Here is a 24,560-nt window from a genome sequence, read left to right as displayed (position 1 = left end):
AACGAGAACGGAGATCACGCCCATGCCCCTCCACCTTGTAACCGGCGGCGCCGGCTTCATCGGATCCCACGTCGCCGACCGCCTCCTCGCCCGCGGCGACGACGTCGTGATCCTCGACAACCTCGACGGAGGCAAGCACGAGAACGTCCCCGACGGCGCGGCCCTCGTCGTCGGCGACATCGCCGACCGGGCCACCGTGACCGACCTGCTTGCCAGCCACCGCTTCGACAGCATCTTCCACCTGGCCGCGTTCGCCGCCGAAGGCATCAGCCACGCGGTCAAGCACCACAACTATGCCGTCAACGTGCTCGGCAGCATCAACCTCATCAATGCCGCCCTCACCACCAAGGTCCGGTACTTCTCCTACGCCTCCTCGGTCGCCGTCTACGGTACCGGCCGCGTCCCGATGCACGAGGACGACCAGCCCCAGCCCGCCGACAGCTACGGCAACGCCAAGCTCACCATCGAACGGGAACTCGCCATCACCGCCCACCTGCAAGGGCTGCCGTTCACCGCACTGCGGATGCACAACGTCTACGGCGAACGCCAGAACATGGCCGACCCCCTGCGCAACGCGGTCGCGATCTTCCTCAACCAGATCATGCGCGGCGAGCCGATCACCGTCTACGGCGACGGCAGCCAGCGCCGCGCCTTCACCTACGTCCACGACATCGCCGACTGTTTCCTCGACGCCGCCGACACCCCCCGCCACTGGAACCGCGTGATCAACGTCGGCAGCCAACAGCCGCTCACCGTACTGGAGATGGCCCAAGCAGTGCGCGAGGCGATGGGCGTGCCCGATCACCCGATCCGCCACTTGGAGACGCGCGAGGAAGTCCGCGCCGCCTACACCAGCAGCGAGCTCGCCCGCCTGCTGCTGGGCGACTGGAAGGACACCCCGCTGGCCGAGGGCCTCGCCACCACCGCCACCTGGGCGAAGCAGCACGGCCCCGTCCAGCCCCGCAGCACCCTCGCCCTCGAAGTCGACGCCGACAGCCAGCCCGAGTGGTACACCACCGCCACCGCCAGGACGGACCAGCAGTGAACCGCACCCTCCCCGCGATCGGCACCGTCGCCATCGACGTCGGTGGCATCCTCTACTACGACGAGCCCTTCGAACTCATCTGGCTCCAAGGCGTCCTGGAGCGCGCCGGTGACACCGACCCCACGCTGACGATCGAGCAGTTCACCGCCGAGATGCGTCGCTTCTATCTGCAGCGCACCCGTGCCGCCACCAGCCCCGGCCTCTACAGTCCGGCCGGCACGGAGAGCTGGAGGCACGTCCGCCACACCTGGACCGATCACGTGCAGGTGATCCCCGGCGCTCTTGACGCTCTGTCTGCGATCGCCGCGGACCGACCGGTGTGCGTCGTCGCCAACCAGCCACCCGAGTGCGAGAACGCATTGCGCGACATCGGAGCCGTCGACCACCTCGCCTTGGTCGCCCTCGATGCCCTCGTCGGCATCGCCAAGCCCAACCCCGCGCTGCTGCAGTGGGCACTCGGCCAGCTCGGCTGGAAGGCCGTGACCACCCTGGTGATCGGCGATCGCCCCGACCACGACGCCGCACCCGCCCAACTTGTCGGGGCCCATGCCGCCCTGGTCGCCCTGCCCACCGGTTGGTCCGTCCCGTCCAGCATCGACCCCGCTCTGGCCGCTGCCTACGAAGTCGTGCGCGTCGAACGCCACGCAATCCGTCAGCACCCCGCCGCCGACCACAGCCTGCACGGCCGCGACCTCGCCGACCTGGCTACCGCGCTCACCACACAACCCCGGCACTCGAACGCGAAGGAGGCGATCCGGTGACCGTGCCCCTGACCGTGGCGATGTGCAGCAACCGGCCCGCGCTCCTGCACGCCGCCATCGATCGCCTCCGCGCCCTTCTCGGCCCGGAGGACCATCTCCTCGTCATCGTCGACACCGCCGTACGCGCGGACACCACCCGACGGCTCGTCCAAGCCGCCACCGACCAGCAGATCACCGCGCTGTTCAACGGACGCACTATCGGCCTGTCCTACAGCCGCAACCTCGCCCTGAAGGAAGCCGCCACCCAGCACATCCTGTTCGTCGACGACGACATAGTCCCCACCCTGGCTACCGTCGACCGCATCCGCGCCGCCTTGGGCAACGGCGTGCACGTCGCCGGTACCCGGATCACCGCCGACTTCCAAGGCCACCCAACCCCCTGGTATCTGACCGACGGGCAGCTTCACTACCTCGGCTCCCATCACCCCGGGCTACCTGCCAGCATCTGGGGCGGTTGCTTCGCCCTCGACCGCGACCACGCCCGCCTGCTCAGTGTCGGCTTCAACGAGCGCCTCGGCCGGATCGGTGCTTGCCTCAGCTCCGCCGAGGACACCACGCTCGTGCGCCAGCTCCTCGGCCTCGGAGCCAGCGGCACCGTCCTCGACGATGCCGAGGTCCGCCACCTGATCCCCGTCACGCGGCTCAGACTCGGCTACCTTCTGCGCCGCGCCTACTGGCAGGGCCGCAGCGAAGTCCGCCGCAACACCACACGGCGAGGCCTGCGCAAGGAGTGGAGCCGCAACCGCTCCGGCGGCAGCGGTCCTCGAGCGACCGCGCTCGCCCTCCTCTACACCGCCGCCGTCCTGGTCGGCGAGACCGGCCAACTCCTCCGCCAGGCTACTGGGAGCCCGGCATGAGGATCGCAATGCTGAACCCGCCCTACCGGTACGGTCAGGACCCCGAGCAGTGGATCACCGTGCCACCTCAGGGCTACGGCGGAATCCAGTGGGTGGTCGCCGCCCTGATCGACGGCCTGCTCGCGGCTGGCTGCCAGGTTCTTCTGCTCGGCGCCCCCGGCAGCGTAGCGAGGCCGGGGCTCAGCGTCTCAGCCGCCACGACACCGGACACGGCCCTGGAAGCCCTTCAAGACTTCGCCCCGGACGTGGTGCACGACCACACCAACGGGACGCTGCTACCTGCCGATGGCCTGTGGCCGACGGTGAGGACACACCATCTCAACGGTATTCCCACCTACCGGGCGAACGGCGTCTACCTCTCCCGGGCCCAGCGACAGGCCGCCGGGTCCATCGCAGCACCGATCATCCGACTTCCCGTCAACCCTAGTCGCTGCACGTACCGCGAGGTGAAGCAGGACTTCCTGCTATTCCTCGGCCGCGTCTCCGTCCACAAGGGAGCCCGCGAGGCCGCCGCCTTCGCCCGGGCCGCCGGACTGTCTCTCAAGATCGCCGGCCCGGCCTGGGAACGAAGCTACCTAGACCAGATCCTGGCGGACTTCGCGGGCACCGCCGACTACATCGGAGAGATCGGCGGCACCGATCGCACCGATCTGCTCGCGGACGCACGCGCACTGCTCGTCCTGTCCCAACCGTGGAACGGCCCATTCGGCGGCGAGTGGATCGAACCAGGCGCGACCGTAGTCTCCGAGGCCGCCGCCAGCGGCACCCCGGTCATCGCGAGCGACAACGGGTGCCTGCCCGAGATCGTCCCCCACGTCGGGGCGGTGATCCCCGCAGGGCACATCCCCAGGCCGAGAGAAGCCACCCGCCTGCTGGCTAGTCTCCCTGCGGCACCGGACTTGCGTAGGACAGCCCGGGAGCACTGGGGACATGACGTAATCGCCGAGAAGTACCTGACGGTCTACGCCAGGGCAGCGGTGGGCACCGCCTGGATCTGAGCGTGGATCAAGCTGAGCGCTTCCCGGCCGCGATCCGCTGCCGGGAAGCCTCGTAGAGAACCGCAGTCGCCGCGTTCGCAGCGTTCAGTGAACTCGCCGCCCCAGACATCGGAATGCTGACCATGTAGTCACACATGTCATGCCACGTGCTACTGAGGCCAGAGGTCTCGTTCCCGATCAGCAACAGCGTGGGCTGGGTGAAGTCGAAGTCGAAGACATCGCAATCCCCCTTCTCGTCCGTACCGACCAGCACCATCGGACGGCCCTGAGAGCGCTGCATCTCAACCCAGTCGGTCACCTCGCTGGGAGACGGCACCCTCACTGCCGGGAGCGCGAACAACGAGCCAGTGCTCGCACGCACGGACTTGGAGTCGTACACGTCAGCAGCGTGACCTGACACGATCAGTCCGTGCGCACCGAAGGCATCCGCAGACCTGATGATGCTGCCGATGTTCCCGGGGCTTGTAGGCCGATCGAAGAGCACGCCCAGGAAGTCGTCCTCGACGTTGATCCGGTTGAGGTCGTCAGCCGGCATCCCAACCACGGCGACGACCTCGGGCGCGCTCTCGTTCTTCTCGCCCAGGTCCGCGAGCATCTCGGATGCCATCTCGATCCGCTCGGTCTTCACCGTGCGAAGCAGTCCCTCTGCCCACTGCGACAGCTTCCGTTGTCCGTCGTAGATCAGGGCGTGAATGGGCCATCCGTGCTCAACCGCCAGCGAGATCGGGCGCACGCCCTGCACCAGGAACTCACCTGCCCGGGTGCGCTTGTTCCGGTTCGTGAGCAGGGACTGCCACTGCTGGAACCGGGCGTTGCGGGAGGTGATCCGCTTGACCGCTGGCACCTGTCCCTCCAAGGTGATCCGAACTTAACGATGCGTTCCGAGCCTACGGAGTCCGCACCAGCGTGCCATGAACCCTACACCTGGCAATGCGATGGCTCGGCCTCCACGCGCAGGGCGGCCCAGTCCGCCGAGTTCTAACGAAGGAGCCGAGCCGGTTCAGCCGGCCCGGGACAGTGAAAGCGAGCCCGCCCCGTTGTGGGGCGGGCTGCGAGCTGCTTGAGATCGAGCAGTCACTCCCGGCCGAAGAGGAGGCCGAACCGGTCCAACTCTCCTCGCGGGATCGGCTGCGCGGGGGTGTAGAGGAGCTGGGTGACGGTTCGTCGGCTTCCGGTGTAGGTGCGGCGCTGGTAGATCCGCAGGCGCGGGTAGACGACCGTCCACTCGGGGTGGGTCAGGTCGAACAGCTCGGCGAGGTCGTGCGGCAGCTCGTTGCCGTCCTCGCCCACGAGTTCCGTGTGGTCGACGGCCAGGGGCTGATGGGCGGTGGTCCCTGGCTGCGTCGGCGGCTCGGGACTGGGCGCGGGCTCCGGTGCGTGGGACGTTGTCGGCGGTTCGAGTGGGGCGGCGGCCGACAGCTCCATGCCGGGCGGGCTGGCCGGCGGCGGGGCGCTGCTGGCCTCGGAGGTGTCCTGCGGCTTGGGCGTGCTGGCGGCCGCCTTCACGGGCGGCTTGCGGGTGGCCATCAGGGGGTCGCCTTGAAGGTGCCGTAGACGAAGGACTCGGGGCGGGGCACCTCGAGACCGACGCGCTCGGAGCCGCGCACGGTCACCACGCCGCGCTCGAAGTTGTCGCGGTTCTCGGTGGAGATCTGGACGGAGACCTGCTCGCGGTCGTAGAGGCGGGCGCCGAGCCCGAAGCTGCCGATGAGGAACTTGCCCTCGGTGATCGCCATGGAGTCCACGACGGCGAGCCGCCAGACGACCTTCTGCGCGCCGACCGCGACGTTGACCGCGACGCGGTAGGCGCCCTGGTTGTCGGTCTCCAGCTCCAGGTCCTCGAAGTCGAAGGGGTGGAGGACGATGCCGGTGGGCGGGAAGTAGGCGAGGAACGCCCGGGTCGCGGCGCGCCGGATGGCGGCCGACTGCTTGTCCGGGTCCACCTGGGCGTAGGTCTGGACGCCCTGGGTGTTGACGATGCCGGTGATCCGCTCGTCGCCGCCCGGGCCGTAGAGGACCTCGTTGTCCTCGGCCATCTTCACGCCGTCGACCATCTCGCTGTCGATCAGGTCGCGCAGCCGCGGTTCGTCGGCGAGCGTGTTCTTGTGAATCGGCATGGTGTGCGCGATCTCGGCGACCGGGTAGGTGACCGTCTTGAAGGTCAGGTTGGACTGGCCGGCCCGCGCGAACACCTCCACCGCCGCGCCGCCGCCGGGCGGCACCTCCATGGCGCGCTCGGGGACGATACCGGCCGCGTTGGTGAAGCCGGTGACCCGCACGCCGTACAGCAGGTTCGCGGTGGTGGTCTGGGAGGGGAACAGGTCGCGGATGCGCCCCGGCCGGACGGCGCGGGGGACGATCTCCAGTCGCTCCGGGGTGCCGAGGCCGAGGACGGAGGCGGTGCCGGCGGACCGGCTGAAGATGTCCTTGCTGAGCTGGTCGAGGGCGTGGCCGTCGACGGTCACCATCTCGTCGAACGAGCCGCGGAAGCCGGCCCCACTGAGCGCCTTGAACTCGTCGGAGTCGACGAACCGCTGGCCGAGGCTCTTGGCCTGGCCGGCGCCGAGGCGGGCGGCGAGTGCGGCGTCCTGGGGGGCGTAGGGCTGGCTGGCCGGCTCGTTGAGGAAGGTCTCGATGCTGGCGGCGCCCTCGAGGTCGGTGATCAGCTGCTTGATCGCCTGGGCCTCGCCGAGGGTCTTGCGGAAGGCGGCGGCCTTCTCGGTGGAGACGGTGACTCCGCCGTCCTCGATCGTGAAGGCGTTGCTGATGGTGTCGAGCTCGGTGGCCTTAGCGCGCAGCGCGGCGTTGAGTTCCTTGAGCCGGTTCTTGTCGGCGGTCACGAGGTGACGCTCCTTGGGGGTTGGGCCGGACCGTCCCGCCAGTGCGGGGCGAAGGGGTGTCACGTCGTGCGCCCGGTCAGCACCGGTGCGCCACGGCGATCGGCACACCGTAGGAGCGGCCCGTCCTTAGTGTCGCGTCGAGCCGCTACCTGTTGGCGGGCATCGGCTTCCGCCCCGCTCTCGCGCCATAACTCTTGTGACGGTCACCGAAGTTGGGTGTGCCCAGGGTGGGTGAGGTTGGTGACTGTGGAGAGCGGTCCCGCAGAGCGTTGGACCGGCCGGCAAGGGCTCGGCCGATACCGGTACCGACGATCGGAGTCCCGACGTGTATCCCTTCCCCCGTCCCGACCTACCGCAGGTTCCGGGAGACCTTGAGCTGGCTGCGGCGGTGCCGACCGATCAGCCCGGCATCGAACTGGCTGCGGCCGGGGCCCGATACCAGGTGCTCTCCTCGGCTGCGGGCTGGGTGCTGCGCGTTGCCGGGCCTGGTGGAAAGACGGCGTTGTACGGGCCGTGCACAGAGGCAGGGCAAGCGGAGACCTGGATGCACCAGCTCGCAGCGTGGTCGCTGTGGCCGAGGGCGCAGGTGCGTGGGGCCTGGGGCTGCCTGGCTCGAACGGAAGAGGGCTGGTTCACGACCCTGGCCTTCCGGCTCCTCACGCCGCAGGTGCAGATCCATGCGGACGTTCGGACCGCCGAGGAGCACGCCGCCGGCCACCTGATCGCTCCAGCCGTCTGGTCGGACGCCGCAGACTCGGATCTGCCGGACGCGGTGCGGCAGGTCGAGGAGCAGTTCTGGGTGCGTGAGGGCTACCGGGTCCTGGCCACGTGGGCGACCAGCTCGCTGGGAGAGTTGACCCGGGAGGCGTACCGGGGGCGGGTGCTGGCTCGGGGGAACTTCCCGAGCGCGGACCTCGCCGAGCGTCTTGGGGTGTCCGTCGCCACGATCTCCGGCGCCACGACCGGTCGGAGCTGGGATCCGCCGATCAACCGGACGCGCGGGGTCCTCGCGAGCGGCAGGCGGCACGCCTGGTAGCCGCGTCGCCCCCGTCTTCTCAAGCCCGCAGCGCCCCCACCGTTCTGGTGGGGGCGCTGCGGCGTTTCAGCGGGTGACGGGCCGGTCCCACAGGGCCGCCCAGGTGAGCGGTCCGATCTCGCCGTCGTCGTCCAGTGGCCAACCGTTGGCCGTGGAGTCCTGCTGGAAGGCGACGACGGTGGATCGGGTGTGCTCCCCGTACCAGCCGTCCGCGCCGTCGGGTCCGACGTTCCAGATGCGTTCGATCAGCCGGGCCTGTGCGGTTCGCACGTCGGAGCCATGCATCATCGGTTCGGCGAGCCGCAGGATGCGGCCGGGGAAGGGCGGAGCGGCCGACGGGCCGGACGGCGTCACCGGCGCCGGCGCCGTTCCCGAGCCGCTGGGCCTGGGCGCGCCGCGCTGGATCCACGCGTACAGGTCGTCGCCGGGGCAGTCGGTCGCGTAGCCGTCCCGGTGGCCCCGGACCTCCCTGCCGGCGCCGCCATCGCTGCGGCAGTACTCGATGGCGTCGACCAGGCCGTTCAGCATCTCGTCGGTCGGCGAGGTGATGCCGGAGGTGCCGACCATGGCGCACACCGCGTAGTGGCCGGCGTTCAGGGGCCCGTTGCCGTTCGCGCCGTTCTTCCGGTGGAGGCCGCGTCCCTCGTACACGTAGCCGTGCGGGCACACGACGAAGGAGTACGCGATGTCGATCCAGCCCTCGTCCCGGTTCGCCATGTGCGAGGACTGGATGGCGCGAACGTGGCCGGCGCAGCGGTCGTGGTCGCTGGCGAGGGCGCCCGGGACGGCGGACCCCTCGTAGTGGATCTTGACGCCCTTGGTGGTGCTGACAGGAATGTAGGAGCCGGTGGGCCGCGCCGCGCCCCACTCGGAGCGGGAGACGAGCTTCATCGGCTCGCCTCCGGCTCGCTCCAATGCCTCATTCGCACGGTGTCCTCCCGGTTTGAGTACTTGGTGCCGGGAAGCTAGGCCGGGGCCGTGGCTAAGGTCGCGTCGTCACTTGGTCGCGTTGGCGCTCTCGTGGGCATCGGCGAACAGGGCCAGGGCCGCGCTGATCTCGCCCAGGTGCAGGGTCGTGGCCGCCTGCTTGCTCTGCGACGGCGGGTCGTCCGTCTGCTGCCAGGAGATGCCGGCGGAGTCGAGGACGGCGACCAGCTGCTGAACCGCGGTGGCCAGACGGCCGGCGTTCTCGCCCGACAGGGCCCGGCCTTCCTTGCTCTCCACCGTGGTGAGGGTCTTGAGCTGGGATGTGACCCGGTCCAGGTCGGGCACCAGCGGGGCGAGGGCGGCATCCGCGCCGCCGCCCTCAACGTCCAGGACCAGGCGCACCGGGCTTGGCGGGCCGGCGGTCGGCTGTCCTTCACCGTCCAGGGTGTACGGCACCTCCCAGGTGGTGGCGCCGAAGCCGTCCTCGGTGTACTTCCACAAGGAGGCGATCACCCGGTCCGGGTAGGTGCCGATGATCTGAAGAGATCCGCCGCCGAACTCGTCGGTGTTGGCCGGCAGAAGCCGCTGCTGCACAACGGCGGTGATCGCGTCGATGCGCTCTTCGAGTGTCCCGGCGAGCGGGGCGAGTTCGACCTCGGCCTCACGCAGCAGTCCGCGGGCCTTGGCGTCCGGGTGGCGCTTGAGGTCGAGGGTCGAAGTGTACGGGTTCGCGCCGAACAGGACCGGGCTGTACTCGTACAGGTCGAGGTCGGTGATGTGCCGGGCGCCCTTGCTGCGCTTGGCGGTGCGGACCTTGTAGCCGATCGACCACTGCACCTGGCCGCTGAAGAACTGCAGGTTGGCGTACATGTCCTGCCCGGCCTGCGTGGCGAGGTTGCAGCGGCCCTTGACGAGCAGCGCGCCCGCCCCGGCGGGCCAGGGCTGCCCGTCCGGGAGGGCGACCGGCAGCCGTGCGTCGCCGGGCAGCAGTTCCTCGATGTGCTCGGTGCGGGCCGTCCACACGTTCCAGTCGTGCGACCACACGCCCTTGGGGGTGAGCTCGGCCAGGGTGCGGGTGTAGGCGCCGGGCTCGATGACGTCTCCGTCGTGGTCCAGGAGACCGGTGACGGACACGAGCGTGGTGAACGCGCCCTGCTCGTCGTCGGTCTCCAGGACGCCGAGGGTCGCCTGCTTGTGGTCCAGCGTGCCGCTGGCTGTGCGTGCTCCCACCGTGTCGCTCCTCCAAGGTTGGTGCCGGCCACCGTAGGCGCCGGTGGGGTCTTGGGTCGCGCCTGGCCTCAGTCGAAGTAGTCGTCCGTCTCGTCGGGGTGCACCTCGTAGACGTGCCACTCTCCGGGGCCGGCCAGGACGACGATCTCGGTCTCTTCCAGGCAGCCGATCCCTGTCCCTGGGACGGCCAGGATGCGGGTGACCGGCACGTCGCCGCTCATGACGTAGCCGGACACCTCGCCGCCTTGCGTGGCGAACTCCTCTGCCATGTGGTCCTCGGTGGAGAACGAGGAGAGCGGCCGGAGCGGGAGGTCGGTGACGGTGCCGGACCCGTCGATCTCCCTGGTGCGGGTGTCGTCGTAGTCGCCGGTGAAGCCGCGGTGCACGGTGACGTGGCCGACTCCCAGGGCGGCGAAGTGCTCCTGCGTGGTCTCCCACATGGCGGTGACGAAGGCGTTCAGGACCTGGCCGTCTTCGGCGAGAACTGCTTGGGTCTCGGCTTCCAGTTCCTCATGGCCGTGGTCCCAGGGCATCGTGTCCGCGAGGTGGAAGCGGCGGCGGGCTGTCTCCTGGAGCGCGAGGGCGTGGGGGTCGTGGTCGTTGGCGGTGGAGGCCCAGCCGGCCACCAGGTGGGAGACGGCCTCGGCGCGGGCGAAGTCCCAGTACTCGTCGCCGGTCATCCGTGTGTAGCCCCACGGCTCTCGGCGGGTCCCGCTGTCCAGGTCTGCCTGCTCGACGTACTCGGCGTACCCGTTGGCGCCGTTCTCCGGCTGGTAGGCGGCGAGTTGCCCGGCCCGTACCCGGGCGAGGCGGTCGCGCTGCCGGTCGGAAAGCAGCTGCTCGTCCGCGATGGCGCTCATGCGCTGGGCAAGCGAGCCGCACATGGCGGCCTTGACCTTCCCGGCCGGGCGGTGACGGCTGCCGAGCAGCTCCGCGTCGGGGATGTGTCGGCTGTCGGATCGGGTGCCGGGAAGGGCTGCCGGTGCGGTGCCGGCGTGTTCGGCGAAGCGCCCGCGGTTGTCTCGGCGGTGATGGTGCTCGTCCCACGGGCGAGTCTTGGCCTGCAGGCGCAGGGTGACGGTGGTGGGCTCGGCGTACACCGTGCTGCTTTCTGCCGGGTGGTGTGGGTCGCGGCAGGCTGGCAGCGGAGGGGGCTCAGCGTCGCGCCGAGCAGCGCCTGAGTGAGCGTCAGTCGGCTGGCTGCCAGTGCCAGGTGCCGGGGCCGGCCAGGACGACGACCTCGCTCTCGTCCAGGCAGCCGATCCCAGTGGCCGGGGTCGCGATGATGCGTCCGGCGGGCACGATGGCGCTCATGACGATGCCGGGTCCCTCCTCGGTGGCGAACTGATGGGCGACGTCGGGGTCGAGGGAGAAGGCCGAGAGGGGGCGCAGGGCCGGGTCGCTGAGGGTGCTGCCGTCGGCGGCCCATCCTGCGGGCGGCCGGCCGTCGGGGGTGCTCATGCCTCGGAAGACCGTGAGGGAGCCGAGGTTGGCTTCGGCGAGGTGGGTCTGGGTGCCGTCCCACATGGCGGTGAGGAACGCTTCGAGCGCGAGCCGGTGGGCGGCCTGGTGGTCGGCGGTGGCCTGCGCGAGGTGGTCGACGCTCGGCCAGTCGGCGGCAGGCTGCAGGCCGAAGTGGTCGCGGGCGGTGGCCTGCAGCGCGAGGGCGGCGGGGTCCTCGTCGTTGGAGGTCATCGCCCAGGTCGCAACCATGCGGTTCACGGCCTCCAATCGCAGGATGTCTCGGGCCTTCTCCGGGCTGACCGTCGTCCACGAGGGGTGCGGGGCCGAGCTGCCGGGGCCGGTGGTGCGCAGCTGCCCGGTCTCCGGGTCGTGATGGGCGCGGGCGTAGCCGTTCTGGACGCTGGTCAGGCGGATGCGGTCGTGGTCCGTGAGGAGGGCATCGTCCGGGACGTTGTTCAGGTCCCGGGTCAGGCCGACGACGACGTTGGCCTTGTACGCCTGGGCCACGCGCTCGCTGTCGCCGTCCCGGAAGACCAGGCCGTGTTCTTCCTCGTCGAACTGCGGCTGCGAGCGTGGGCCGCGGGCGGGCCGGGCTGCGGCGGCCCGAATGCGCTCCAGCAGCGGGTCGGTGCTGGTGCCTGGCGTGTGCGCGAAGCGCCCCTGGCCATCCCGAGGGTGCAGATTCTCGCGGAAGGGCTGCTGCTTCCTGCGGAGGCGCAGGTGGATGGCAGGAACGGCTGGATGCGGCATGGCACTCCCTCGGCAGCGCTGGGGCGGAGGGTGCACAGTGCCAAGAGGTCGCCGATAGCGTCGCTGCGTCGCAGGACCGCTTTCCGGCGTCCGTAGTTCGGCGAGGTCGCGGGATCAGGAGGCCGGGTCGGCTGCCGGCTTGGCCTCGTCCAGCAGCTCTTGGGGGGCGGCCTTCCCGAAGGGCTGGGTCAGGACGCGGCGGGCCGCCTCCCGCCGATCGATGCCGAGCACTTCAGCGAGGCCGTCGAGCGTGGTCACGGGGTTGCCGTTGGCGTAGCGGATGTCCCAGCGCCGGCTGCGGATCCAGTCCTCGTTCAGCTGCTGCCGGTCACTGGGTGGGGTTCCGGTGGTCATGCTCCATCCTCACACGTGCGCTACGGGCCCTGGGCGGGCCCGTAGCGGGGATTGACGGGGAGTCAGTGCTGGACCCGCCAGGCCAGGCGGCATCGGCAGTTCAGGGCCTGCCCCGGAGGTGCCTCGGGGTCGGCGGGGTGGCGCAACAGGTCCTGTCCGACGGTGAAGGGCTGGCCGAGGGGCTGGGTCTGGCCGTCGGCGGCGTCGTGGTCGGGGCGGGTGCGGGCGTCGTCGTGGGCGACCCAGCGCCGTACGAGGCCGGCGCGGGCGCTGGCGGCGGCGGCCTGGTCGCGGGCGGTCTCGATGGTGACGGTGGCTAGCCGGGCGGCGGTGGCGCTGGCCCAGGTGGCCATGGTGCGGCCCCAGGCCCGGATGGTGGCGGTGAGGCCGACGATGTCCGCGCCGGATCGGTCGTCGGCGCGGACATCGTCGCCGAGCCGGTCGGCCTGTCGGGTGATGGTCTCGGTCAGGCTAGGGGCGAGCGTGGCCCAGGCGGCGACGGTCGGCGTGCCCGGGACGTCGAGGAGCTGGTACATCTCCTGGGCTGCGGCGGTGCCGGCCTGCTCGATGAGGGGCTGGAGGGCCTGCTCGGCTTCCTGTTGCCAGGTCGCCGTGTCGATCATCTGCTCGACGGGCAGGTCCTTGCTGCCGGTGCGGGGGTCGGCGGCGCCGCGGTCGTCCCAGTGGCGGGTGCCCTGGCGGTTGCGGGGGGCGCTGAGGCGGGCGATGGTGCGTTCGGTCCATCGGACGGCCAGGGCCTGGAGGGCGTCGTCCAGGCGGTCGCGGAGGTCGCCTGCCGCGTTGTCGTCGAGCGGCAGGTCGCCGGTCGCGGTGTCGAGGGCCTTGGCGGCGGGCGCCGGCGGCTGGGCGGGCTGGGTCGGGCCAGCGCCGAGGGCCTGAGCGTCGGCGGCGCGGGCGGGCACCGGGGTGCGGCCGGAGGTCAGCCACAAGGCGCGGGTGGCCGGGGTGTCGTCCACTTCGTCGGCGTATCCGGCGAGTTCGGCGTAGGAGCGGACGGATCGGACGCCGGCGGCGACTTCTTCGCGGGCCTCGGCGAGCCGCTTGGCGCGTGCCTCGCGGAGCACGTCCACGTCGGAGACGTCGAAGTAGGCCTCGTTACCGTCGCCGGCGTCCTCCTGGAAGGCTGCCGCGACCAGGCGCAGGTGCGGCGGCATCGTGATCTCCCAGAACATCAGCTTCTCGGCGCGGGCGTTGTCGTAGGTGCGGCCGCTGGCGTTGCCGAGCTGGGATTCGGGCACGCCGAAGGCCGCGAGGAGCTCGACCTTGGAGTTGAGGGAGACGGTCTCGTAGGCCATGTCGCGCGGGGTGGCCGAGGTGTCGGTGACGGTGACGTTGCCGCCCGACAGGACGGTCCACGCGCCGGCGGCCGACGGCCCTCCGGCGAACTTGGCGCGGAGCAGCCGCAGTTCGGCGTCGTCCATGTCGCCGTCGATCCCGATGACGCCGCCGGGGCGGGCGTCGTTGTGGACGAAGCTGAGGTTGTAGTGCCGGGTGAAGAAGTCGAGGTCGGCGGACAGGCCGGCGGCCTCCAGCGGAGTGATGCCGGAGTAGGGGTCGAGGGGGTGCGGGTTGCGGATCCACCGCACCTGCTCGACGTCCAGGGTGCGCAGCTCTCCCGTCGGCGTGACGGTCTCGAAGTGGGAGACCAGGTCCGCGCCCTTCCCGGGCACCGGGCGGGTGCGGCCCGGGGGCAGCAGGTCGATGCGCAGCAGGTCGCCGCCCCTGCTGAACGTGGGCTCCAGGAAGACGCCGCGCTTGGAGAGCAGGAGCTGCATGCTGACGCGCTTCTTGAAGATCCAGGCGCCCTCGAGGGGGTTGGCCTTGACGTTCATCGCCTCGTACAGCGGGTGCGCGGCGAGTGGCGGCAGCGGGTCCTCGGAGGTTCCGCTGCGGGGGCGGACGCGCAGCAGCCGGTCGGCGGCGTGGCTGGAGATGGTGTCCACGGCCTTGTAGATCCACACGGCGCGTTCCATGCCGTCCTGGACGGCTCGTTCGACGGACCACGGCCGGGCCCGGTCGATGCCAGCGGGCGACCAGTTGAGGGCGTAGTTCGGCTCGCTCTTGGTGGCCGACTGCGGGGTTCGGCGCAGGGTGGGGAACCAGCGGTGGGACATGGGCGGGGTTCCTCCTACTGCTGCTCGTCGTCGCGGCCCAGGACGGTGGCGGCTGCGAGCGCGCACAGGCTGGTGCAGGCCGTACCGAGCCGCGGGTCCGTGGTGTAGGCGGCCGCGTTGAGGCCCGCGGTCCCGAGGGCGAACAGGGCTACGGCGACGACGTCGCGCACCCGGCGTGCTGCCGGGTGCGCGACGTCGTTCTTGGTGCGCGGGTTGGGCCTGCTGAGTGTGGTCACGGCACGGAGGCTAGGCAACCCCGCTGCTTAGCGTCCCGGTGTGGCTGGCGGCGGCGGTGCGGCGCGTGCGCGAGGTGCTGGCGAGGCGGGCGGCGGGCGCGGCGTCGGCGACGGTGGGGTGCGCCTCGGGGGTGCGGCGCTTGCGGGTCCCGATGGGGCCGCCGTGGAGGGTGGGGTCGGAGCCGGGGCACTCGGTGTGCAGGGCCTCGTCGTAGGGCTTGCGGCAGTGAATGCACATCACCTCGGCGGAGGAGACCTTGGTGGTGGCCGGAACGCGGTAGACGCCGCGTCGGCGTGCATATGCAGCGCCCTGTGCGTCCACGGGTACGTAGGCGGCGATAACCCATTCATGCGAGAGCTTCTCAGCGGCCGTCGTCGTCATTTCGAAGCTCCTTTCCGGGCAGCCTTGCGGGGGCGGGCTGCGTTGCGCATGAACTGATTTGTGAGCACTGATTCATCCTTTTCTCGCCAGGGTCGGTAGCGCTTCCGACGTGGGGTTGGAAGCACTTCCGTCTCGACCTAGTTATTCGAGTAAGGAGAAATAGAGGGGTGCGGCGATATGCTCCCGATTTTTGACACGCCACCGCCAAATCCCCCTCATCCCCCGACGCCGTCTGGCATATGCAGTACGGCTCTTCACGATTCAATAACTGTCAATGCCGCCCCCGCCACTCCTTTTAATGTGATGTCTATCACATAGATTGACACGCAACCTTTGAGGCCGATCTCCGTCTAACAGGTGGGATCTATATGTGCCCGCATTAGATGAGTCGTCCAATAACTCTCGGTATGCGATTCGATTTCGGGCCTACGCGACAAGTCGGACTTTACGGCGGCGCGTCTGCGGCTCATAGAGAGCCAGCAGCAGGGCCTCGGCCCGGTCCGGAGAACTCACCCCCCTCGCCTTCATCGATCGCTTGGACTCGATCACCGTCCGGCCATTCGCACTCGTGCCGAGCTTGGGCGCGGACAGCTGGGCCTGGGTCCGCCGGTCCACGCGCAGGCGTAGCGCCGAGGCAGCGGGCGAGACCAGCGCCCGGGTCGCCAGCCACATCTCGTCGCGCTGTGTCGCAGGGCGCAGCGTGGCCGCCTCGTCGTCCCGGCTCGGCGCCTCGCTGACGACGACCGACACGATCTCCGCGTCGTGCAGCCCTTCCCGCTTCCACGCCGCCAGGAGGCCGGCCACACCCCAGCCGACCCCGACTCCATCGACCTTGACGCGGACGGGGAGCCGGGTTCCGAGCGCCCCCGCGAGAACCTGGGCCGCGAGGATCTCGCGCAGCACGACGCCGGCGACCGCGACGGGGTCGGCGTTGTCCTGGCCGGCCGTGGCGTGGCGCAGCTCCACGAAGTCGCCGACCGCGCGGGCGATCACCATCTCGTCGCCGCCGCCGGCAGCGACATCGACGCCCAGACGCACCCACGCGCCAGCCTTCACCCGGTACAGGGAGGTCTCGCCCTCCAGGCCGAGGGCCTTGAGCGCGTGGAAGTCCTCACCGTCAGGCTCGGGCGCCTCGGCGGCGGCCTCGATCCAGGACGCCGGGATCGCGCGGGCCTGGCCGCCGCGCGGGAACTGGGCGTGCACCTTGGCCTGGACGAACGGGGCGTCCTCCCCGTGGTCCCGGATCGTGTCCTGCACCCACTCGGGGTCCACGAGGTGGGAGGCGAGCAGGTGCGCCGGCGCTTGCGGCGGGCAGGACCGGCAGCGCCGGGTCCGCTCGCCCGACATCAGCGGGGTGTCGTAGACGCTGATCGGGAGCACGTGCACGGCCGGGTCGGCGCAGGTCTGCTCGAACCAGCTGCCCTCGTCGTCGGTCGGCGGGTTGCCGATCAGCAGGGCCCGGGTGTGCTCGCCGGTGAGGACACCTCGCATGGCCGCGCCGATGATCCGGCCGATGCCGCCGGCCTCGTCCACGATGAACATCAACCGCGGTGCGTGGATGCCCTGGACGGCGGACTCGTCGTGGTCGGGGGCCGAGAAGCCGTAGGCCACCACGACGTCCGAGCCGTGGGAGTCGGGCATCTTCCACTGGGTGACGCCCACCTCGCCTGGCAGGCCCGCCCTGGCGACGATCTGCCGGATGTGGGGCCACATCTGACGCTGCACCTGGCGGGCGCGGGTGGCGGTGGTGACCGTGAGGGCGGTGCCGGGCGGGTGGACGACGGAGGACCAGACGGCGGCTCTCGCCGCGATGTGGGTCTTCCCGGAGCCGAAGCACGAGGGGACGGCGACCCGGCGGTGGTCCACCAGGGCTTCCAGGATCTCGCGCTGGCGGCTCCACTGGGATTCGCCGAGGACGTCTTCGACGAACCCGACCGGGTCGTCGGCCCACAGGGCATACGGGGTGCCGGCCTCGGCCTTGGCCGCGGCGAGGACCTGGGCCCAGTCCCTGGCCGCGAGGCTGTCGTAGAAGCGGCGGCGGACGGCCGGGGGCGAGGCCGCGAGGTCGGCGTACAGGCGGCGGCCGGCCTTGCCGGGGCGGGGTGCGGGCAGGGCCGGCAGGGGCTGCTTCACGGGCTCCCCCACGGGTCGGGATCGATCGGCAGGCCACAGTGCACGGCCGTCGGCGGCGTGTCGCGTCGAGCCCACACACACGGAATCAACCTCAGTCATCTTTGTGGACTTAGGTCTGTTTCTCTGCGAGGCTGGTCCTGCCAGCCGGGGACCGCGAATCCCCGGCCCACACACAAGGAGACCAACCATGGCCCTGACCAACCGGATCACCGCCCGCCACGCCGCCGTCGCCCTCGCCGTTACCGCCGCCTTCACCACCGGTACCACCCTCGCGGCTCGTCCGGCCGCCACCCCAGCCGCTCCCCTCACCCCGGCCGCCCCGGCCACCGCGTTCCTGAGCCCGGCCCCGGCGCAGCCCGTGATCGCTCCTTCCGCTCCCACCGCCCCGGCCCTGCCAACCTGCCCCGCCCCGGCCGCCGACGCCCCCGGCCTCGCCACCGCCACCCTGAGCACCCCCATCCGCACCATCACCGCCCCGGCCGCCCCTGCGACCGTCACCGAGCCCACCCCGACCGTCACCGTGACCGTCACCGCCACCCAGGTGGTCACCGCCCCGACCCCGGCCGCACCCAGCGCCAGCAGCCCGGCCACGATCCTGCCGACCGCCCCCCAGGGCCCGAGCCCGACCGCCCCCCGCAGCCCGCAGCCGACCCACTGACCGCCCAGCCGGGCCCTTCCCGCACCGGGAAGGGCCCGGCCCGTTCATCGGCCGACGTGCTGGGGCGGCAGAGAGAGCACCCACCCCTGCGCCGTCTTGGTCGCCACGACCCCAAGCTCCGTACGCGCCCGCTGAACCGTTCGCGGCGCCAGGCCCACGCCCGCAGCGGCTGCACTCACGTCCCGGGCCGGCACAGGCCCCCGGGCCAGCAGCCCTTCCAGGAACCTGTAGGCCCCGGTGCTCGCCGGACGCCGACGGCACAGGTCGGCGCTCTCGATGGCCCGGCCCGTGCCCCGCGAGAAACGCGAGTTCCACGCCACCGGCCGGTTACGGACGGCCTGACAGAACTGCAAGCCGCCCATGACCTTCCACGACTCACTGGCAACCGGCACCAGCGCCTTCGAGCGGTCGGGCCCGTTCACGGCCATGTGCACCGCCGCCACACCCCCCAGTTCTGCGGCTTCCTGCGCGCGGCGCGAGGCCAGCCAGCCGGCCCGCTTGGATGCCTCCCGCACCGCCAGCACGGCCACCCCGAGATGCTTGGACATGTCGCCCAGCGCCCGCAGCGCCTTCTCTGCGGGCACCCGGTAGGGGCACGCCAGCATCACGTCCACCACCACCAGTTCCACGTCCCGTCCGCGCAGCAGTCCCTCCACCTGCGCCAGGTCCGCCGGCAGCCGCAGCCCCCGCTGGCCACCGCGCCCGCCCAGGACCTCAATCACTTCGGTCCGCCCCAGGTCCGCGCCGGAGGCCGCCAGCAGCCGCTGCGCGTCCGCCGTAGTATGCGGCGCCGTCAGCACCACCACGTCGTGGGCAGTGGGCGGGTGCTGGCCGTCCGGAAGGCCCGCCCCGGCCGACGCGCGAGCGGCCACATCCAGCGCCACCGCCAGGGTGTTGACGCCGTCCTCGCCGTCGATCAGCGTCAGGCCGACCGACGGGAGGTAGCCCGGCCAGATCCAGCCGGGACCGTCCTCGAACGCCGGCGGCGGTACCACCACGTACTGCGCGCCGATCCTCAGAGCCGCCGCCACGTCCTGCGGGTCGCAGCCGGCGCCCAGGCAGTCCAGCTCGACTCGGTCATCGCCGGCGGCAAGCACGAGGAGCGAGCCCTGCCGGTCATCGTGGGCTGGGCATCTGGCCAGCCATCCCCCCTCGGTCGGCCTCACGTTCCCCCAGCGGCGCAGCGCTTCCTGCACCACCTCGTAAGGACTCTCCGACACCTCGATCATTCCCCCTTCGTGCTATCGGCGGGCATCGCGTCGCTTCGCAGCGATGCGCCCCGCACCTGTTCGACACACCCACCAGGAAGGCCATCTGACGCCTCGACAGCCCGCGGCTACAAGGCGTCCCAGCTGGCAGGCAATTACGCCAAACCGCGCAGCTTATCGACGCTTCAAGACCGGATCACAGGTCCGAAGGTCCCGGCTCGCCGGGCCAGGCGGGCAGGTCGCCGCGTGCGGCACGAACAGCCGCTCATACGGCAGCACCGGCAGCTCCCGGGTGAGCCGGCGTGAGCGCATCGTCCCCACGCCATCCCGGTAGACCGCGGTGTTCCCCCAGTCGGAAGGCTCAGGATCGACGGCCAGGCGCGCGCCCGAGACGGTCACCGTCCAGTGCACCAGGCGCCGGCACCTGCGGCACCTCGACAGCCCTCCACGCGGCAGCACGGCTCACAACCCGCCGATCGCCGGGTCAGGGACAGCCAGCAGCGCGGCCACCTGCCGCCAGCCGTACATCGCCACCGCGTTCGCCTGGCCGTGCACGGCGATCGCCTCCAGGACAGCCACCGGATCCGCCGCGCCCTGGCCGCCTCCGGGCAGCGCCGCCATCAGTGGACGCTGCCCCGGCATGACCGCCGCCGCCGGGCGCCTCCCGTCAGCGGGCGGTGCGTCCACGAGCGTCAGCGCCCTCGGTCCTGCGGCTGGCGAGCCGTCCTCCAGTGCGATCCGCCGCTCAATGCTCGCGAACCGCTCGGCCACCGACACCTGCGCCGCATCCGCCACCCCCCGGTGCTGCGCCGGCCGTGTACGGCGCTCAGGCGCCTGATCCGCAGACGCCCCGGGCCGCAACCGCTGCTCCCGCACCCACTTGCGCCACATCGCCTGCCAGTCGGCGCCCTGCGTGCCACGGCCCCGGTGCCAGTCCACGAACGCCTCCGTCGTGGCCGCCAGGCCATCCCGGCCACCGAGCCGCTCGAGGTGCCCCTCGACAGACGCCCACAGCAGCGCCGCCTCATCAGGTTCAAAGCCGTCCGGAAGTGGGTGCCGGCGCGCCGGCCCCCACGGACGTACAGGCTCCCCACACACATCAACCCCCTCCCTTCGGGAGGGGAGGGCAGGGGCCGGGCGCGTGCGAGGGTCATTCCGGTGCCGGGGGGACGCAGCGCCCTGACCTGGGCCGGTGTCCTGAGCGGGCGCGCGATCGGCTCCCCGGTTGTCCGGGGAAGCGTCATCATCGGCGGACGGATGACCGCCGCCGCGCTGCTGGCGCTTCTTCTCGGCGGCGCGCCGGCGGCGTTCCTGGACCTGCCGGCGGCTGGGGTTGGCGTCCAGGTAGTCATGCATCACGAAATCGCCCTCGCGGACCTGCGGGCACTTCGGGCAGGCGTGTCGGGCGGCGTGCCACAGCCCGGCCGCCACGAGCTTCCGGATCTGCGAGGCGGTGCCGTTCTTGGCGGCGACCGGCCCGGGGATCACGCCGTCGGTCAGATGGGCGCTGGCGTAGGCGCCGCAGCGGACCCACAGCCCGAGGGCCGCGTTTCCCGCCGTGAGGGTCTTGAAGTGGTCGTCGGTGCTGTCTCCAACAGCGAACCAGGACATGCCGGTGGTCTCCTACCAGGGTTGTGTGCCGGGGCCGCAGTCCGGCAGATGAGTGATTGGCGCCGGGCGCTTCAGGCCGCCACATCTGTGGGGGCGACCGCGTCGATGCCGAGCAAGGCGCGCAGCTTGGCGGTAGGAACCAGGAGGCGTCGGCCGACCGAGATCGTCGGGATGTCGCCGCGCCGGGCCGCGTTGTAGCTCGCGGCCTTCTGGAGGCCGAGGAGACGGCCAGCCTCCGGCACGGTCATGGTCGGCTGGACCTGCGGATCGGGCAGGACGGGAGTGTCGTCTGTCGTCGTCATGTCCGCACCCTGTCCCGGGCCGGGCCTTTTCGTCCCGCCGTCCACCTCCGGCGCCGCCCGTCTCGGTGCGTCTCATCCGCCACATGCGCGGTACATGCGTGGCCATATTCGTGCAGGTCACGAGTCATGCGTACCGCAGATGGCGTCCTTGGCGCGGATCAGCTGACGCAGGGTCACCTACGTAGGGACAGCCTCCCCACCTGGCAGAGCGCTCTGAATCAACCCAGTTGGCCGGCACGCTGCTCATCACCGCGTCCGTCCACGCCCCCACCGCAGCCGGTTCCACGCTCCCTTACGACTGCTAAGTCCGTAGCGGCTGCTCACCGGTCGTGTGTCCCGCCCCAACCGCTGCGCGCTCTTCCAGCGATTCACCCTCAAGAGCGCCATCTGCGACCTGCGCCGTTGTCGCAACCACGACTACCCCAGAGAAGCGACTCTTTCCCGGTGACCTGGACAGACACCAGCGACCTATGCGGTCTCGGCGGATGGTGCCAGACGTGAGGTGCAAATGCGCGCGGCATGCCACCAGGATCTCGACACGCCTTGAAGACCACCGCGCACGTACGGTCTGCCTCATTCAGCACGCCAAACCCTGTTCCGCCCTGTCGGGTGGCCAGGTGACTGTAGGCGTGTCCGGCCGAGCCCAAGCGGCTCCACCACCCCGCCAGAGGGAGACCATGCACGTCCGACACCACGTTTCCGCCGCAAGCCGGCTTCCCTCTCCGACCCCGGACTCCCCCGCCGTCCTCGCACACGAGACTGAAGCTGCACCGGAGTTCGACCTTCTGCACAGCGGCTGGTACTCGACCGAGGAACTCGCGGTCCTCCTGAAGGTCGATCCGTCGACCCTGCGGCGCTGGCGCTCCGCCACTCCTCCGCAGGGGCCGCCCTTCGTGCAGATCGCTCCCCGGCTCTACCTCTACAGCATCCCCGACACCCAGGTGTGGCTCGCCCAGAAGCGCACCGACCCATCCAAGGAAGCCTGAATGTCCGACCACACCCAGCTCATCCCCATGGGTGTCAAGCTCACCACCGACATCGAACACCGCCCCGGCCGCCGCCCAGAGTTTCGCTACCGCGCCCGCGTGCGCTGGACGGACCCCAACGGCGGCGGCCGCAAGTCAGCTTCCTCCTCCGTCTCCACAGAGGAGAAAGCCGAGGCCTGGATCTCCCGCATGGAACGGGCCGCAGGACGCGGCATCACCCCCAGAACCCTCACCATGACCCTCGCCGAGTACGGCGACGAGAACTGGGACCTGGCGATGCGCGGCCTGGAGACCACCACCCTCGACCCCTACAGCGCCGGCTGGAAGCTCCGCGTCGTCCCGGTCCTCGGTCACATACCCGTCGTCAACATCACCAACGGCATCACTGACCGGGCTCTCCACTTCTGGGTCGCCGACGGACTCACCGTCTCCTCCGTCAAGAACAGTCTCGCCCCGCTCGTACGCGTCATGGAGCAAGCCGTCCGGGACGGCCTCATCGACTTCAACCCCTCACGCATGAGCGGCTGGCAGCGCCTCTACAAGAAGGCCGAGGACGAACTCGACGACCCACGCTCCCTCGCCCTCAACGACTGGGACGCCCTCGACGAACTCGCCAACGCCTTGGTCGAGCGCTCCCACAACCACTACCGCGGCTGGGGCGACATCGTCCGCTTCGCCGCCTGCACCGCCGCCCGTATCGGCGAGGTCTCCGGTGTCCGCGTCAAGGACATCAACCGCTTCGACTGGACCTGGGACCTGTGCCGCCAGACCACCACCGCTCCCGGCGGCCTCATCGACAAGGGCACCAAGGGCAAGCGGCGCCGCACTGTCCCCATCATCGAGGAGATCCGCGACCTCGTGAACTGGCGCATGAACGTCGTCGGCAACGACCCCATGGCCCGCCTCTTCGCCGGCCCGCGCGGCGGCCGCATCACCACCGCCATCCTGCGCGACGCCACCCACTGGGACGAAGTCGTCGTCAGCCTCGGCTACGAGTACCTGCGCCGGCACGATCTCCGGCATACCGGCCTCACCTGGTTCGCCGACGCTGGCGTCCCCATCCACGTCCTGCAGAAGATCGCCGGGCACGGGCACATCACCACGACCCAGCGCTACCTTCACCCGGACAAGAGCTCCATCGAGAAGGCTGGCCGCACCCTCAGCAGGCACCTGTCAGCGGAACGGCAGCCAGCCCTCGCCGAACCACGCAGCGCGAATCACGTGGATGCCGACACAGCGCCCATCCGCCACCTGCGGCTCGTCCAATAAGGTCCGCATTCTACGAACGCCGCCGGTTCGAACTCGGCATGCTGCGCCGGACAGCATGCCGAGTGGCACTGCGAATTCATCGCCCGCTTCAGCTTTTTGAGGCGCTCCTCGGAGCGGGCGGAGCGTGTTCATCCAGCCAGCGGCGTTCGACGGTCAGATGGGGAGCCAGCACCTCGTAGTCCATCGCGTACATGGGCGCCGGGTGATCGTCCCCGTCCCAGGGAGCAGGCTGGCGGGGACCGTCCGGCTTCCAGTGGCGCCACGGGTCATGCCGGGGATGGTGGAGGACGAAGGCGTCTGCCACGTCGTAGACGATCTGCACCAGAGCCATCCCCAACCCGCCGTGGAACTTCATTCGGTGGTCCGAGCGCTTGAGCGGGTCTTGCTCCTGCATTCCATGGCCGGGCAGGAACAAAAACCGGTGGGGGTCGAGCGGGAGAAGAATGTCGCAGACCTCTACCGCTGCCAGCTGGTTGCCTGCGTCATGGCCGTTCAGCATCACCAGGGGCACGTCGCTGGTGAGCAGACACATGTCGCTGAACCCCAGGCCCCACGGTCTGGCAAAGAGAACCAGCGCCAGCGCAGCGAGGTGTTCGGCTATGTAGCGCAGGTGCGGATTGTTGGCGGCAATCGCGGCGATATCCGCCGGCACCTGCGCCACCTCCTCTGCCGAGCCGTCGTCGAACATCAGCCGCTTCCTCTGGCGGGTGGTCCGCAGCACCTGCGCGGCCATCCACCAGGCCAGGCGAAGTCGCTCGTCGGCCGTCAGCGGCCACCGCTGGGGCAGCGCCCCCTCAGGGGCGTCCAGCATGGCGTCGAAGACAGGCTTCGCACGGGCTTCGAGCTGCGAGAAGAGTTCCTCGACCGCGTGGTGGGGCGCGCCTTCCAGGGTGGTCCCCCAGTAATAGCCGCGCTCGGCAAGGATGTTGCCGGTCATCGCAGGGAACGGCGCGTCGATGCTGGCGGTCCTGCGCACGGTGAGTTCGTGCTGACGTCGGCCGCGGTGCTCGGCGAACCGCCGCAGGTACATCTGCGGCACCGTGTGGTCCCGGGTTCTCCCGGCTTCGCGCGCCGCCTTCTTTCCCGATGACGCTCTGCCCAATTGCCCTCCCGGCTGCGCCCGGCCGGCACCGCGGTCCCCGGCTGGTCCCTGGCAAGATCGCCCGAAGCATGGCAGGGGCAGGTGACGGCATCAAGAGGCGGGCAGCAGAAAAGGCCGCTGATCTGGGATTTATCCCGATCAACGGCCTTCCGACATCACTGTCGGGACGACAGGATTTGAACCTGCGACCCCTTGACCCCCAGTCAAGTGCGCTACCAAGCTGCGCCACGTCCCGTGGTCTTGTTGCCTCGACTCTCCGACCTTGATCGGTGATCT

The 24,560-nt window shown here is 70.6% G+C and carries 24 protein-coding genes and 1 tRNA gene; 8 read left to right on the top strand and 17 right to left on the bottom strand.

All coding sequences use genetic code 11. The annotated features are described in order from the left end of the window. The first annotated feature begins 22 nt into the window (after window positions 1-22). The 4 genes from ACQ614_RS26450 to ACQ614_RS26435 are packed head-to-tail and all read left to right on the top strand — an operon-like array spanning window position 23 to window position 3,661. Complete coding sequence (locus ACQ614_RS26450) at window positions 23-1,045, top strand: NAD-dependent epimerase/dehydratase family protein (RefSeq protein ID WP_431681198.1); 1,023 nt, start codon at window positions 23-25, stop codon at window positions 1,043-1,045. After that, entirely contained in the window at window positions 1,042-1,806 is a 765-nt protein-coding gene (locus ACQ614_RS26445) for an HAD family hydrolase (RefSeq protein ID WP_431681197.1), read from the top strand. The genes ACQ614_RS26450 and ACQ614_RS26445 overlap by 4 nt, the downstream gene beginning before the upstream one ends. Next, complete coding sequence (locus ACQ614_RS26440) at window positions 1,803-2,663, top strand: glycosyltransferase family 2 protein (RefSeq protein ID WP_431681195.1); 861 nt, start codon at window positions 1,803-1,805, stop codon at window positions 2,661-2,663. Before ACQ614_RS26445 ends, ACQ614_RS26440 begins: the two co-directional genes overlap by 4 nt. Then, window positions 2,660-3,661 (top strand): glycosyltransferase, encoded by a 1,002-nt coding sequence (locus ACQ614_RS26435; RefSeq protein ID WP_431681193.1) that lies wholly within the window; start codon window positions 2,660-2,662, stop codon window positions 3,659-3,661. The genes ACQ614_RS26440 and ACQ614_RS26435 overlap by 4 nt, the downstream gene beginning before the upstream one ends. A gap of 7 nt (window positions 3,662-3,668) precedes the next feature. Here the strand turns inward: ACQ614_RS26435 and ACQ614_RS26430 are convergent, their stop codons facing one another. The 3 genes from ACQ614_RS26430 to ACQ614_RS26420 all read right to left on the bottom strand — a co-directional run bounded on the left by ACQ614_RS26430 (window position 3,669) and on the right by ACQ614_RS26420 (window position 6,501). After that, entirely contained in the window at window positions 3,669-4,505 is an 837-nt protein-coding gene (locus tag ACQ614_RS26430) for an RNA methyltransferase (protein ID WP_431681192.1), read from the bottom strand. Window positions 4,506-4,735: 230 nt separating this feature from the next. Then, on the bottom strand, window positions 4,736-5,188 hold the full coding sequence (locus tag ACQ614_RS26425) for a hypothetical protein (RefSeq protein WP_431681191.1): 453 nt from the start codon (window positions 5,186-5,188) through the stop codon (window positions 4,736-4,738). Continuing rightward, window positions 5,188-6,501, bottom strand: coding sequence for a phage major capsid protein (locus ACQ614_RS26420; protein ID WP_431681190.1), 1,314 nt, complete (start codon window positions 6,499-6,501; stop codon window positions 5,188-5,190). Before ACQ614_RS26420 ends, ACQ614_RS26425 begins: the two co-directional genes overlap by 1 nt. A 388-nt stretch (window positions 6,502-6,889) precedes the next feature. Between ACQ614_RS26420 and ACQ614_RS26415 the strand changes: the two genes are divergently transcribed. Further along, window positions 6,890-7,537 (top strand): hypothetical protein, encoded by a 648-nt coding sequence (locus ACQ614_RS26415; protein ID WP_431681188.1) that lies wholly within the window; start codon window positions 6,890-6,892, stop codon window positions 7,535-7,537. A gap of 66 nt (window positions 7,538-7,603) precedes the next feature. Here the strand turns inward: ACQ614_RS26415 and ACQ614_RS26410 are convergent, their stop codons facing one another. The 9 genes from ACQ614_RS26410 to ACQ614_RS26370 all read right to left on the bottom strand — a co-directional run bounded on the left by ACQ614_RS26410 (window position 7,604) and on the right by ACQ614_RS26370 (window position 17,148). Next, a complete protein-coding gene (locus ACQ614_RS26410) occupies window positions 7,604-8,428 on the bottom strand; it encodes a peptidoglycan recognition protein family protein (protein ID WP_431681186.1) in 825 nt (274 codons plus the stop codon). A 105-nt stretch (window positions 8,429-8,533) separates the two neighbouring features. Then, window positions 8,534-9,694 (bottom strand): HK97 family phage prohead protease, encoded by a 1,161-nt coding sequence (locus ACQ614_RS26405; protein ID WP_431681184.1) that lies wholly within the window; start codon window positions 9,692-9,694, stop codon window positions 8,534-8,536. 68 nt (window positions 9,695-9,762) lie between these two features. Continuing rightward, on the bottom strand, window positions 9,763-10,794 hold the full coding sequence (locus ACQ614_RS26400) for a hypothetical protein (RefSeq protein ID WP_431681183.1): 1,032 nt from the start codon (window positions 10,792-10,794) through the stop codon (window positions 9,763-9,765). A gap of 88 nt (window positions 10,795-10,882) precedes the next feature. Next, window positions 10,883-11,908, bottom strand: coding sequence for a hypothetical protein (locus ACQ614_RS26395; RefSeq protein WP_431681182.1), 1,026 nt, complete (start codon window positions 11,906-11,908; stop codon window positions 10,883-10,885). Between the two features lie 114 nt (window positions 11,909-12,022). Continuing rightward, the gene (locus ACQ614_RS26390; protein WP_431681181.1) at window positions 12,023-12,262 is read right to left on the bottom strand and encodes a hypothetical protein; all 240 of its coding nucleotides are present in this window, start codon (window positions 12,260-12,262) and stop codon (window positions 12,023-12,025) included. A gap of 62 nt (window positions 12,263-12,324) precedes the next feature. Continuing rightward, window positions 12,325-14,397, bottom strand: a complete 2,073-nt coding sequence (locus tag ACQ614_RS26385) for a phage portal protein (RefSeq protein WP_431681180.1) — start codon at window positions 14,395-14,397, stop codon at window positions 12,325-12,327. Window positions 14,398-14,411: 14 nt separating this feature from the next. Further along, complete coding sequence (locus ACQ614_RS26380; RefSeq protein ID WP_431681178.1) at window positions 14,412-14,633, bottom strand: hypothetical protein; 222 nt, start codon at window positions 14,631-14,633, stop codon at window positions 14,412-14,414. A 10-nt stretch (window positions 14,634-14,643) separates the two neighbouring features. Then, complete coding sequence (locus ACQ614_RS26375; RefSeq protein ID WP_431681177.1) at window positions 14,644-15,015, bottom strand: hypothetical protein; 372 nt, start codon at window positions 15,013-15,015, stop codon at window positions 14,644-14,646. 426 nt (window positions 15,016-15,441) lie between these two features. After that, a complete protein-coding gene (locus ACQ614_RS26370) occupies window positions 15,442-17,148 on the bottom strand; it encodes a DEAD/DEAH box helicase family protein (RefSeq protein ID WP_431681176.1) in 1,707 nt (568 codons plus the stop codon). A 187-nt stretch (window positions 17,149-17,335) separates the two neighbouring features. On the opposite strand from ACQ614_RS26370, the gene ACQ614_RS26365 reads away from it, so the two are divergent. After that, complete coding sequence (locus ACQ614_RS26365; RefSeq protein WP_431681175.1) at window positions 17,336-17,806, top strand: hypothetical protein; 471 nt, start codon at window positions 17,336-17,338, stop codon at window positions 17,804-17,806. A gap of 44 nt (window positions 17,807-17,850) precedes the next feature. On the opposite strand, the gene ACQ614_RS26360 is transcribed toward ACQ614_RS26365, so the two are convergent. From ACQ614_RS26360 to ACQ614_RS26350, 3 genes are all read right to left on the bottom strand, one after another. Then, on the bottom strand, window positions 17,851-19,035 hold the full coding sequence (locus ACQ614_RS26360) for an AAA family ATPase (protein WP_431681173.1): 1,185 nt from the start codon (window positions 19,033-19,035) through the stop codon (window positions 17,851-17,853). Window positions 19,036-19,476: 441 nt separating this feature from the next. Continuing rightward, the gene (locus ACQ614_RS26355) at window positions 19,477-20,625 is read right to left on the bottom strand and encodes a hypothetical protein (RefSeq protein ID WP_431681171.1); all 1,149 of its coding nucleotides are present in this window, start codon (window positions 20,623-20,625) and stop codon (window positions 19,477-19,479) included. Window positions 20,626-20,696: 71 nt separating this feature from the next. After that, window positions 20,697-20,927 (bottom strand): helix-turn-helix domain-containing protein, encoded by a 231-nt coding sequence (locus ACQ614_RS26350; RefSeq protein WP_431681170.1) that lies wholly within the window; start codon window positions 20,925-20,927, stop codon window positions 20,697-20,699. Window positions 20,928-21,604: 677 nt separating this feature from the next. Here ACQ614_RS26350 and ACQ614_RS26345 point away from each other — a divergent pair. Continuing rightward, window positions 21,605-21,913 (top strand): helix-turn-helix domain-containing protein, encoded by a 309-nt coding sequence (locus ACQ614_RS26345; protein WP_431681169.1) that lies wholly within the window; start codon window positions 21,605-21,607, stop codon window positions 21,911-21,913. Beyond that, window positions 21,914-23,182, top strand: a complete 1,269-nt coding sequence (locus ACQ614_RS26340) for a tyrosine-type recombinase/integrase (RefSeq protein ID WP_431681168.1) — start codon at window positions 21,914-21,916, stop codon at window positions 23,180-23,182. Window positions 23,183-23,270: 88 nt separating this feature from the next. On the opposite strand, the gene ACQ614_RS26335 is transcribed toward ACQ614_RS26340, so the two are convergent. Both ACQ614_RS26335 and ACQ614_RS26330 read right to left on the bottom strand, forming a co-directional pair. Next, complete coding sequence (locus ACQ614_RS26335) at window positions 23,271-24,221, bottom strand: DUF4238 domain-containing protein (protein ID WP_431681167.1); 951 nt, start codon at window positions 24,219-24,221, stop codon at window positions 23,271-23,273. 224 nt (window positions 24,222-24,445) lie between these two features. Further along, a tRNA-Pro gene (locus ACQ614_RS26330) sits at window positions 24,446-24,519 on the bottom strand. Window positions 24,520-24,560: the final 41 nt, after the last annotated feature.

Origin of the sequence: Kitasatospora dryopteridis, from assembly GCF_050749075.1 — a bacterium.
In the GTDB taxonomy this organism is placed as follows: domain Bacteria; phylum Actinomycetota; class Actinomycetes; order Streptomycetales; family Streptomycetaceae; genus Kitasatospora.
This window is presented reverse-complemented; position numbering and strand designations above follow the sequence as displayed.